Source organism: Gillisella vitis, from assembly GCF_001541345.2.
In the GTDB taxonomy this organism is placed as follows: domain Bacteria; phylum Pseudomonadota; class Alphaproteobacteria; order Rhizobiales; family Rhizobiaceae; genus Allorhizobium; species Allorhizobium vitis.
Map to the genome: position 1 here is coordinate 20,917 of NZ_LMVL02000009.1, position 12,148 is coordinate 33,064.

10 protein-coding genes are annotated in these 12,148 nt (G+C 56.7%); 7 read left to right on the forward strand and 3 right to left on the reverse strand.

The features are described 5' to 3' along the window. From ASB66_RS23210 to ASB66_RS23240, 7 genes are all read left to right on the forward strand, one after another. The gene (locus tag ASB66_RS23210) at nt 1-1,962 is read left to right on the forward strand and encodes a hydantoinase B/oxoprolinase family protein (RefSeq protein ID WP_060716471.1); all 1,962 of its coding nucleotides are present in this window, start codon (nt 1-3) and stop codon (nt 1,960-1,962) included. Nucleotides 1,963-2,133: 171 nt separating this feature from the next. Further along, entirely contained in the window at nt 2,134-3,036 is a 903-nt protein-coding gene (locus ASB66_RS23215; protein WP_060716472.1) for an ABC transporter substrate-binding protein, read from the forward strand. Nucleotides 3,037-3,177: 141 nt separating this feature from the next. Further along, the gene (locus tag ASB66_RS23220) at nt 3,178-3,900 is read left to right on the forward strand and encodes an amino acid ABC transporter permease (RefSeq protein ID WP_060716595.1); all 723 of its coding nucleotides are present in this window, start codon (nt 3,178-3,180) and stop codon (nt 3,898-3,900) included. An 88-nt stretch (nt 3,901-3,988) separates the two neighbouring features. Next, nucleotides 3,989-4,756, forward strand: a complete 768-nt coding sequence (locus ASB66_RS23225) for an amino acid ABC transporter permease (protein WP_060716473.1) — start codon at nt 3,989-3,991, stop codon at nt 4,754-4,756. 1 nt (nt 4,757) lies between these two features. Continuing rightward, nucleotides 4,758-5,543 (forward strand): amino acid ABC transporter ATP-binding protein, encoded by a 786-nt coding sequence (locus tag ASB66_RS23230; protein ID WP_060716474.1) that lies wholly within the window; start codon nt 4,758-4,760, stop codon nt 5,541-5,543. A gap of 145 nt (nt 5,544-5,688) precedes the next feature. Continuing rightward, nucleotides 5,689-7,026 carry an MmgE/PrpD family protein gene (locus ASB66_RS23235; RefSeq protein ID WP_197433276.1) on the forward strand — a complete coding sequence of 446 codons (1,338 nt, stop codon included), beginning with the start codon at nt 5,689-5,691 and terminating at the stop codon, nt 7,024-7,026. Nucleotides 7,027-7,201: 175 nt separating this feature from the next. Beyond that, nucleotides 7,202-9,067, forward strand: coding sequence for a LysR family transcriptional regulator (locus tag ASB66_RS23240; protein WP_060716476.1), 1,866 nt, complete (start codon nt 7,202-7,204; stop codon nt 9,065-9,067). Nucleotides 9,068-9,120: 53 nt separating this feature from the next. On the opposite strand, the gene trbI is transcribed toward ASB66_RS23240, so the two are convergent. From trbI to ASB66_RS23255, 3 genes are all read right to left on the reverse strand, one after another. Further along, entirely contained in the window at nt 9,121-10,377 is a 1,257-nt protein-coding gene (trbI, locus tag ASB66_RS23245; RefSeq protein ID WP_060716596.1) for an IncP-type conjugal transfer protein TrbI, read from the reverse strand. A 100-nt stretch (nt 10,378-10,477) separates the two neighbouring features. Then, nucleotides 10,478-11,044, reverse strand: a complete 567-nt coding sequence (locus tag ASB66_RS23250) for a recombinase family protein (RefSeq protein WP_060716477.1) — start codon at nt 11,042-11,044, stop codon at nt 10,478-10,480. Between the two features lie 222 nt (nt 11,045-11,266). After that, nucleotides 11,267-12,106, reverse strand: a complete 840-nt coding sequence (locus ASB66_RS23255; RefSeq protein ID WP_234625151.1) for a glyoxalase superfamily protein — start codon at nt 12,104-12,106, stop codon at nt 11,267-11,269. Nucleotides 12,107-12,148: the final 42 nt, after the last annotated feature.

Genomic DNA, 12,148 nt, shown 5'->3' on the forward strand with positions numbered 1-12,148 from the left:
ATGGATCCCGTTCAAACCGCCATCATGGCAAATCGCTTCAACGCAATTGTCGAAGAAGCGTCGTCGACGCTGCAGCGCACGGCGCACACGACCTTCGTGAAGCTCGTCCAGGACTTTCAATGCGCGCTCGCCAATGCGGATGGAGAAGCATTTGCCTACCCGATCAATACTGGCGTCAGTGCGTTCATAGGCCTGTCGGTGAAAGGAGGGCTAGGGGATATCCCGCTCTCTTCGCTCAAGCCAGGTGATTGCATTATCACGAATGACCCGTTCTCCAGCGACGGGATGGTTACTCACATGATGGACGTATCGCTTGTCCGTCCGATCTTCCGGGATGGCCAACTCATCGCATTGGCGTGGGCATTCGTACATGCGTCCGATATTGGCGGCGCAGTGCCAGGTAGCATTGCTCCGACCCTGACCGAGGTCTTTCAGGAAGGGCTGCGACTTCGCCCGGTCCTACTCTATCGGGAAGGTGTCCTCAATGAATCTGTGAAGAACATCCTCCTGGACAATAGTCGCATCTCCAGCGAACTCTGGGGTGATATCCAGGCGATGCTCTCGGCATTGAAAAGCATGGATGTCCGGCTGGGCCAGTTGTGCGATCGCTATTCGACCGACGAGGTCCTGAAGGGAATGGACGCGACCCTCGCGCTGTCGGAGGCGCGTGCACGGGAAGTGATCTCGGCCATCCCGGATGGCACCTACGAGTTCGCTGACTACATCGAAGGAATGCGGCCTGGTGAGTACATCAATATTCACGCGCGCATGACCGTCGACGGAAGCAACCTGATCTTCGATTTTACGGGTACAGATCCACAGGTGCTCGCGGCGTTCAACTACGTGACGGGGACGACAACCCACCCGTATACGTTGCAATCGCTCATCTACTACATTCTGACGAAGGCGCCCGATGCGCCACGAAACCGGGGTCTCCTCCGCCCCGTCAGGATCATAGCGCCTCGCGGCACCATCATTAACGCGAACTTCCCAGCGGCCGGGGGATCGCGTGTTACTGCGTCGACACGCGTATACGACGTTGTCCTCGGTTGCTTGAACGCAGCAATACCCGACGCGCTGGCAGCGGCGGGTCCTGGCATGTCCGGCATTATAGTCGTGACAGGCCGCGACAGGCTGCATGGTGGTAAGCGCGTTAGTGTAATCAATCCGATTTGCGGCGGCGGCGGTGGTCGAATCGGACAGGATGGGATCGATGGCATCGACAACCGTTCCGGTTCGTTGCTGACGGTCCCCGCGGAAACTGTCGAAGTCGAAACGATCATGCGCGTGCGGCGCTATGGTCTGCTCGCAGACAGTCAGGCGCCGGGACGCTGGCGCAGTGGCGCGGCCGTTGTTCTTGATCTCGAGAATACCGATGTCGAAGCGGTCATGACCGTCCGCGGAATGGATCGTCTCAAATTCAGCCCTTGGGGCGTCGAAGGCGGAGCGCCGGGATCGCTCGCCCGGGTCATCATGAACCCAGGCCGCAAGGATGAGCGCGACATCGGCAAGATCGATGTTCTGCATTTCAAACGCGGTGACGTGGTTCGCTTGATCACTCCAGCCGGTGGCGGGTTCGGCCCTGCTGCAGAAAGGGATCCCCACCAGGTCGCCAGCGACGTCAAGCGTGGCCTGGTCTCAGTGGATTGGGCTCGAACCGCCTACGGGGTTGTCGTTCGTGATGATTATACAATCGACGATGCGGAAACCAAAGCCGCCCGATCGCAAATGGCAGCTCGTCAAGGGCGGTTCTCCGTTTGCGAGACCCGGCGAGCATTCGATGCGATCTGGCCAACCGATGTCCGAGCCGCGCTTGCGGTTGGAGCCTTCGCTTATGACGCTTCGGTAAGACCAATCCTCGTGCGAAACACAGTTTCGCGCTTCATGGAGAGCAGCAAAACCGCGACCATTGAAGCAATATCCGACGCTCTGGCCGAGGAAAACAGAAAACTGCAATTGTAGTGGGATGCGGGAGCGGTCGGCAGGCCGGCCGCTTCAACTATAATGGAGAGTCCAATGCCGTAATCCGTTGATACACTTCGCTCTATGTGAACAACACCAAGCCTGACTGTTGTCGAAACTGGGAGTTTTAAACAGTTCGGCTTTGACGCAATGAAAAGAAAGGGGAATACAATGAATACTCGTTCGTCCGCAATGATCATGAGCCTTTGGCTCGCCGCCGGAGTGGCCTTGACGACTTCGATCGCCAGCGCCCAGGAGGCAAAAGAAGGTACCGCCTACGAGGTCAAGCTTCCGACCACGCCCGCGAAGAGCGTCGAGCCGACCGAGAAGCTGGCTAAGGCCGGCAAGATCGTGATGTGCACGGAACTGGGCAATCCGCCCGGTGGTTTCCTGGCTGAAGACGGGGTAACCCCCAAGGGATTCAACGTTGACGTCATGTCGGCAATCGGCCCAGTCATGGGCATCAAAAGTGAAGTGGTTCACTACCCGTTCGCAAGTATATTCGCTGCCCTCGACACCGGCAAATGCGATGCGGTTATGTCCAACAATTCGAAAAGCCCGACCCGTATTGCTAAGTACAACTTCGTCGAATACATCCGCGAACGCATGGGGCTTCTCGTCCCGAAGGGAAACCCTCTTAATATCAAGACATATGAGGATCTTGCAGGCCATCGCGTCGCGGTACTTGTCTCGAGCACGAATGAACGGTTGCTGAAAGAGGCGAGCGCGAAAGTCGAAGCTGAAGGCAAGCCAGCTATCGAAATTCAATCCTACCCCCAGAATACAACCACGTTCCGCCAGCTCGATCTGAAGCGCGTCGACGCATTTGTCAGCGACGCTATGACGTTGTCCTACTTCATGAAGCTTACGGACGACAAGTATGAGATCGGCGGCCTTCCGATCGATCCCCTAACGATCGGAATCGTCCTCAGAAAGGACGATCCTGCATTGCACGAAGCAGTGCGTAAGGCCTACGTCGCTCTTTTTGAGGGCGGCTATGTCGAGCAAGCGGCCAAGACCTGGGGTATGGATGGCCACGTCGAGCTGTGCCGCGATGACAAGCAGTGCCCGTGATCGGGCGATGACGCTGTAAGCTCCATGCGTTCGGGCAGCTGTAAGGCTTTAGCTTGCCGCCGCGGCGGCAGGCTTCCGTCATAAGAGGACCATCTCTCGGCGCGGCGGACTCAAACAAAATAAATGGGGACCATTATCGAAATGCAGTTCGATATCACCTTTTACCTGGATTTTGTCTTCAATCCTCGCCCGGCGCTTCTGCGAGGCCTGCTGACGACGGTGCTGGTGGCATTCGCCTCCATGGTCATCGGCGTCGTGCTGGGACTGGTGCTTTCGCTTTTCGGGCTTTCGCGATTGCGTGTGCTTCGCTGGTTCAACAGTGTTTACATCTTTGTGTTTCGAGGCACCCCACTTCTAGTGCAGGTCATTATCATCTATTTCGGGCTGCCCTACCTCACCAATATTGACCTTTTTCCACAAGACTTTCACCTGTTCGGGTTTATTTCACTCAGCGGCACAATAGTCGCGGGAGTGACCGCGTTTGCATTGCATGAGGCCGCATTTTTCAGCGAAATATCCCGCGGCGCGATCGCGTCGGTAGATCACGGGCAGTGGGACGCTGGCAAGGCCGTGGGAATGACACCGAGGCTGCTGATGCAGAGAATCATTCTGCCACAGGCGATCCGCATCATGCTGCCACCGCTGGGCAACCAGATGAACGGCATGTTCAAGGCGACATCACTCTTATACCTGATCGCAGTTCCGGAGATGTTGTTCATCGCCGATGCAGTCAACTCTGTGACATTCAAGACTTTCGAGGTCTATCTCGGTGTATCGATCTATTACCTGGCCCTGACAACCGCGTGGAGCTTCGTCCAAGCCGCATTGGAGAAACGCTATTCAAAGGGGTTCGCATCGATATGACACCGCTCCGTCCCCCATTCTGCAAGCGTCTTCGCGCTAAGCCACAAATTTCTCGTGAACGCAGACAAGTTGCTCCGGGAGCTCAACCATGAACTTCGATTTCAACTACTTCCTTGAGCTGGTTTTCTCGCCGCCCTCGCAGCTTTTGTATGCTGTTTGGATCGCAGTCTCCGTCACACTTACCTCGATGATAGCTGGCGTGGTGGCCGGCTTGTTTCTGGCCCTGTTCGGATTGAGCCGCTTCGGTGTGCTCAGGGGGTTCAACTGGCTCTACGTCTGGTTCTTCCGCGGTACGCCAATTCTTGTCCAGCTGTTTCTGATTTATTTCGGGCTGCCATACCTCATCGGCGTCGATATTTTTCCGTCCACGATCAGCACACCGGTCTTCTCGATCAGCGGCGCTATTGTCGCCGGGATTTTAGCCTTTAGCCTCCATGAAGCAGCTTACATGAGCGAAATCACGCGTGCTGGTATCAGGTCGGTCGACAATGGACAAAGCGAGGCTGCGAAGGCACTCGGCATGATGCCATCGATGGCGATGCGTCGTATCATTCTTCCCCAGGCGCTGCGCATAATCCTGCCATCGCTCGGAAACCAGTGCAACATGATGTTCAAGACCACCGCGTTCCTGAGCGTTATCGCCGTACCGGAACTCGTCCATGTTGCTGACAGCATGCGATCGCAAAACTTCAAGACATTTGAAGCCTATGCCGCGATTTCCGTCTACTACCTCGTCCTGACCGGAGTATGGACTGGGTTGCAGCAATGGATCGAGAACCGGCTTTCCTGGAGCCCGCGAACCGCCGCGCGAAGACCAGACGCAAAAGCTGCCAACCTCTTACAAATGGATACCTGATATGGCCGATCATTCCGAAGGCAGCGTCGCACCTGCCGTTGAACTCCGCAACGTGAGCAAATCATTCGGCACCTTGAGCGTGTTTGAAAATATCTCGATGACCGTTCGACCCAAAGAGACTGTTGTCGTGATCGGTCCGTCTGGATCAGGCAAGACGACGCTTATTCGGTGTATAAATCATCTCGAAGAAATCCAGAACGGCGAGATATTTATGAATGGAACCCTCGTCAGCAACAAGATTGTTGGCGGCAAGAAGGTTGACCTCAGCGAAAAGGAGAAGGCCTCTATACGACGCAACGTCGGTATGGTCTTCCAGCGGTTCAATCTTTTCCCACATCTGACCGCCCTTCAAAACATCATTGAAGCACCGGTCCATGTGCTCAAGCAGACAAAACGGGAGGCGACCGAGCGCGGGTTGGCGCTCCTCGATCGTGTGGGTCTGACAGACAAAAGAGATCAGTATCCCGCTCAATTATCAGGAGGACAGCAGCAGCGTGTCGCGATTGCACGTGTCCTCGCCATGAATCCAGAAGTCGTGCTGTTTGATGAACCAACCAGCGCGCTTGACCCTGAAATGGTTGGCGAGGTTCTAGCTGTTATGAAGGAACTGGCGGGAAAAGGAATGACCATGATTGTCGTGACACATGAGATGGGATTTGCCCGTGAAGTGGCTGATCGTGTCGTTGTTATGGACAAGGGCTCCATTATCGAGGAAGGACCACCTGAGCAGATTTTCTCGGCACCGAAAAACGCGCGTACAGCGTCCTTCCTGGAACGTATTGCTTGACCGCAACAGAGGTCGAGTAATCGAGCCATCATTGGCTCCGAACCGACTTCCTGGGCGATCAGGGTTGGAAAAACAAGGTCGCTGGCCCGGAGAGGCTTAAATGACGGTCCGAAACCCTGCGGATCGACGCAATGGAACAATCGTCATGGCTATCTCCGCAACTACCCGCCTTTCGGAATTCATCGCGAACGTACGCGAATTGCCGACGGAGGTTTCGGAAAAAGCCAAGCTACATATCGCGGATACTCTGGCATGCATCTATGCCGGTTCCGCTTCTGAAGCCGTAGCGCTTTTGGAGCGGGTCTGCGCACCTTCCGACGACAACGCGCCATTTATCGCCCCCGGTTTGGGACGCTGGAGCGATCCGGCTCTGGCGGCCATGCTTATCGGTGTCTGCGCGCACGCGGACGATTTTGACGATACCAGCGAGTATTCGATGAATGGTCATCCCAGCGCGCCCATCGTCAGCGCGCTGATACCGACCGCCGTTGCGACAAAAGCGAGCGGTATGGCAATGCTTCGCGCCTATGCTGTTGGGATCGAGGTAGCTTGCAAGCTCGGCAGCGCCATCGGCACGGCACATACGCGTCGCGGTTGGCACACTATGTCGACCCTCGGAACTCTCGGCGCCGCGGCTGCCGCCGCCCATCTTCGTGGTCTTCATACCGGTCAAACCGAGCGTGCCCTGGCAATCGCCTCTTCTTTCGCTGGAGGGCTTCTGGGTAACACGGGAACCATGACCAAAAGCCTCCATTGTGGGCGTGCGGCGCAGGCCGCCTATCTCGCCGCCGCGCTTGCCGAGCAAGGTTTCTCCGCCGGCGCGGATATCCTGGAGGCCGAGAATGGGTTTCTGGCCGCACTAACCGACCGATCTAAGGACCGCATCGACCTCTCTGGAATTGGTGACGTTTGGGAACTGGTTTCTCCTGGCCTCGCTGTAAAGCTTTACCCATGCTGCAGTTGCACCCATCTGGCCATCGACGGGGCGATTGAAATTCAACGCCGTCATGCGATCGACCCGGAAAGAATTGAGCAAGTCACGTGTGCGGTTCGCGAAGAATGCACGCATTACTTGCGCTTCCCCAATCCGGCTACCGGCATCGAGGGCAAATTCAGCATGAACTACACAGTCGCCGTGGCGTTGGCGCGCGGCAAAGTGACACTGGACGATTTCGAAACGGCCGCTCTGGGGCATGACGATATCGCATTGCTCATGCCTAAGGTTCACATGGTCGTTCGCCCAGACGAGAAGGACGCTGGGGAAATCGAGGTAATCCTGAAGGGCGGATTACGTTTGACGGCGTACCGGGACGTTCCCCGAGGATCTCCAGAAACCCCCGCAGATTGGGAAGATATCATCGGAAAGCTGCGGGACGGCCTGGCGCGAGCCGGGAGACTTAGGCCGGTCCATCCTGAAACGCTTTTTGCAGGATTGCGAGAAATGGATAAACAGTCCGAATTTCTCGATCTCTTGCGCACATGATTTTCCAGCAGGCCTTGCCGGGAATACTGGCCAGAACAATAGTGTCCTGGGTAAGTGAATCCGCGCCTTCAGTAGCAACGCTCTAGCACGCGCACATCGTCAGGCGTTTCAGAGAGTTAGCGAGGGGACGCGCTTTAATAGTCAATGCGTCTAGAATGTGAGGAGTTGGGCCAGGATGACCACGCCGAAAATAGACCTCTCACATCTGGCAGCTTTTATCACCGCCTGCGATAGTATCAGCATGTCGCGAGCGGCGGATGCGATTGGACTCACAACCTCTGCCTTCAGCGCACGACTGCATGGGTTGGAAACGCGGCTTGGGTTGAAACTCTTCGCTCGCCACGGTCGGAACATGTGGCCGCTGCCATCAGCCGTTTGGCTGTATAATCGGAGTGTCCGCCTTCTGCTGGCGGAGGAATTTCTGCGCCTGCGCCTGCGCGTTCGCTCGGGCGCCGAAGAAACTATTCGAAGCGTTATCATCCAATTGGACGAAGCATATACAGGAACGTATATGGCGCTTGCTGTCCAGGACGCGATCCGACGCGTGCATTCCATCCAGCAGGATTGCTTTCTCGATCTTATTTCGTCGCGTCATTCGCCTTTTGAGTCACGCGCCGACCAGCAGCCTATGATTGCAAACTCCTCGTCAATATTGGAGTTGTCCGTCCGGTGCACCAAAGGAAATAACAGACCAGACGAACCTTCCGTGATGCCCATCGGTACGTGGATGGCGGTAGGTGAAGGTGCGTTCGATCCGCAGATGAATAAGGATGCGCTCAGAGACATGATAGTTCCCGAACTCCCGGGAACATTGAGCGATGACATAGCACGACACCCTAATTGGCCCCGGCTGTCGCACAAAGTCGGTACAGCGGCAGTTGGCCTTCAAGACTACTTCGGCATGGCACTTCTCTTTTCCAGTCATGACCTTCTGTTGCCGCGGCCGCTTATGCCAGCCCGTATTGCAGATATTGCACCACGAATGTACGCGGTGCCTGATGGTCCACCTTGCGTCATTCATGCGCGCGAGTCGGGATTGGACCCCGTTATGCAAACATTCCTGGCAGAGTTGCGGCGGTCTCTTTCAACAGACGGCTCGTCCGGCGGCCGCTTCCAGCCCTTCAGCCCTGCGGCGACGCTAAAGCAGATAGCAACGTTCAACCTTGTCGTGAAAACGGGCAGCATGGCCGCCGCTGCGCGCGCTGTTGGCCTGACTGCTCCTATGGTCCCGACGCAGATCGCTCTGCTTGAAACTGCCCTGGAAACCTCATTGATTGTTAAGGGCCGCGGGGGTTCCACTCCAACGGAATCCGCCATGAGGCTACATCCTATCTGCCTTGGGATCGAACAATGCTTCAATGATGCTCTCGCAAAGAGCGGCAAGGTGGCTGCGGAGTTCCGGCAGTCTATTCGCATCGGTCTACCCCCGAGCTGGAGCAGCGATTCGCGCACGTCGGAATGCATGGCCGAAGCGTTGAGCGCGTTTCACCGTGAATTTCCAGATTGCCGGATTGAAGTCGTTGAAGGTCCCCGTGACACTCTCCATGGAGGAGTACGCAGCGGTCAACTTAATATAGCTGTCGTGGGGAGAGTTGACCTTCAAGTCGGGAGTTTACCCGTAGGCGCGAGCGAAGACATTTCGTTAATCGTAAATAAGAACGTTGGGTTTTGTCCACAATCCAAACGCGTGTCTGCCGACGAGCTACGGGGAATTCCGCTCATTCTGGCACCGGCACAAGTGACGATGCATCAAACTCTGATTACGGCGCTTGCCAAGGCGACGGTGCAACTCGAACCAGTCATGCGACTTGGCTCAATCCCGTTGATTGTTTCGGTCATACGGCGCTCGCCATTCGGGACGATATTGCCCGCTTCTGTCGTGCGCAAGGAGCTTGAGGATGACTTGGTAGAGGCCTTCCCCCTCGACCATATCGTGCCCAGACGGCGTCTATGGGCGATTTTTTCCACCGACAATCCACTCAGTGAAATCGAACGTCGGCTAGTTGGGCATATAAAGGACGCGTTTGCCGGCACGTTCTGAGCGCGATACACCAAGAAACAAAAAGATGGGCGACCGTTTGTCCGGCCAAGCGCTCATCGATATGTCCCAGGAAAAACGATGTCCTGGTCGACAAGGACATTGAACTTGTAACCCGGCCGGATCTCGAGAGTCGGCTGCACGTCCATATTTCTCTGGATGGTCCGGTCTGCGACACGACCGAAGGTCTCGGCAAAATTCCGCCGGGCGGCATCCGAGGCGGTGTCCTGTGTCGCCAGCGTCGAACTCTGCGGAACGGCCATGTCGATCCCCGTGCCGATCACCGCAATGAGGATCGCCGATCCAAATGTCTGGAGCCACTTCCTATCGACCTTGTCGCGAAAGCCGCTGTAACCTTGCGCGTCTGTGCCAGCCATGCCGCCGATCTGGAGCGTTGAGCCGTTCGGGAAGATGATGTCGGTCCAGACGACCAGAACACGGCTCTGGCCAAACGAGACCTTGCTGTCGTACCGACCGAACAGTTTCGTTCCCTGCGGGATCAGAAGCCGATGTCCCGTCGCTGAATCATAGACGTTCTGGCTCACCTGGGCGGTGATGCGACCGGGAAGGTCGGAATTGATCCCGGTGATCAAGGTCGCGGGAACGACCGAGCCGCGCTTGAGTTCGTAAAGCGACTGCTGGGGCACGACACGGTTCGGAAGATAGCCGAGCTCCTTGAGGTCGGCATTGAAGAAATCCTCCTTGGATTTCTGGCCGTTCGGATCAACATTTTGACCGCCGAGTCCCGCACGAAGAGCGGCCGAGTACAGGTCGGATGCGCCCGGTGTCGTCGCAGTGGAAACGCCGTTCGTCTTCGTCGCGGCGGTGTCGTTTGTATCTGATCCCTGCCTGTCGAACTTGCCGCGGTCGACAGCGATCGGTGAGTCATAGGCGGCGTCATTGGCCTGCAGCCGGGCCATTCTCTGGCGCTGCCGCTCACGAAGATATTGCTCTTCCTGCTCGCGCTGCAAACGGGCGCGCCAGGCCTGTTCAGATTCCAGTTGCTGTTCCGGCCGTGCCTCTTGCCTTTGACCGGGCTGCGGGGTGAACGGATTGACCGAGCGCTTCTCTTCCTGCGTCTCGACCGGCGTCGGCTGCAGCGTCGTCACCTGCTGCGGCTCGCCGATGATGCCGTCCGAAACGCCGCGCTTGATCTGATCGGCGAAGGTTGACGCCGGATTGCCGGAGCTTGTGTCCGGTCCGGTGTCGCGGAAATAAAGCCCGCGCGACGTCAGGCCGAAGAAGATGACGGCGAGGAAGGCGACGACCAGCACGACCACGACGATGATCGGCAGACGGTTGATCCGGCGCATACCGGAGCCCGTCTCCTCGTTCTTGGCGCCGCCGAGCTTGGCCCAGTCGGCCCGAAGCTGCGATTTTGGCCAACTCAAAGAACAGATGGCGAACTCGTGATCAAATAGAATCTGACGGTGCGCCTTGACCTTCCAAGGCGCGGTAGACAGTCATCCTGGAAATGTTCAGGTCGCGGGCAACGGCGGCTTTGGTCGCGCCAGCAGCAATCCGCCGGCGGATTTCGGCGTCATCGACATTCTTTTTCCGGCCCTTATAGATGCCGTCAGCTTTTGCCGCGTCGATACCCGCTCGTTGCCGGTCCTTGATGAACTTGAGTTCCATGTCGGCGACCATGCCGAGGATGGTGATGACCATTCGGCCCATGCTGCCTGCCGTCGTGACTTCCGGTTCAAGGACGCGCAGGGATGCGCCCTTTTCGTCAAGCTCCTGAACGAGATTGAGAACATCGCGGGTAGATCGACCGAGCCGATCAAGCCGCAGAACCACCAGTTCGTCGCTTGCATGCAGAAACTGCATGATGGTTTCCAGCTCAGAGCGACCTCTCCGGGAGGCTCCCGATCCGGTTTCTGACCGGATGATTTCGCAACCGGCGGCCTTCAGCCGCTCGTTTTGAATATCGAGATCCTGGTCTGTGGTGCTGACGCGAGCGTATCCGATGCGGGCCATTGCGAATCTGTCACATTAGGGTGGTTTCGATTGCGTAACGTCACTTTGATCGAAAATCCACCTTTTTGTTACACATCGTTGCGTAACTCTCCAACGTCTCGCTAGGGTATACCCAAAAGTGACGCTGGGCAAAACGCTGTCGCAAAAGTCACCCGCTTCAGGCAGACTTTTCCGACCGACATTTGCGACAAGGGAGCGGGAAGGCTTCCCGCTCCCTGCTCTTCAAGAGATCAAATCGACGACTTTCGAAAAGTCGAGGTTTTGAGGCGTAATCCAACCCATTTCGCGTGGTGCTTGGTCTTTCGGCTCGCGGGTTAGCGGAACGGTGTTGTCCACAACTGTAAGCCCAAAATTTGCCGCCCAGACAGCGCCGGTTCCCTTCAAGAAGAAACCAAAGAAAAGCGATATGCCTTCCGATGGCACATCCACGACGATCCTGCGGGTGGTCCAACCATTGTCACCAAAGAGCCATCCGTCAGGGTGATGCTTCAAATTGTCGAATGCGAGGGAGTGTCCAGGCGATTTATCGACCCGCGCCCATAGGGTTGCGCCGTGCGAAACCCGCTCGGTCGCCAAGTCCGCGCGAATTTCAAGCCGTTTTCCATGGTAGGGTGTTGCCGCGATGGTTTGCGCGAGCGTTCCGAACACCCGTGCCGTATCGCGATATCGTGTGAATGGGAACCGTGTGTAGCGGATCAGCGCCGCCCTCCGGCCGGACCCGAGTGCGTTGTCATCAACTCCATAATCGAATTCGGTTGGGTGCTCGCCCACGAAATCCCAGGACTGAAGCGCTTGCATGCGGCGTGCATCGGAGGCTTCGGTCCGCTTGATCCTAGCTGAGAGGGTATTCCAATCATCCAGCCCAAATTGCTTTGCGATGATATTCAGGCTTTCGCCGTGAGAGATATCGACATTCTTCTCGCGTAGAGAAGATTCGAGAACTTTCGCCATACGTTTGGCGTCTCGGTAGGTGTGCATTGAGTTTCCCTGTGATGGGTCAATCCAAAAGCCAGTGCTCACGTTGCTGACGGATCGACCTCTCGCAAGGAAATTGATCGTCATTCAGATGCTTTCACCATCCCGGATGGGCGTGAGCGGCCGGCA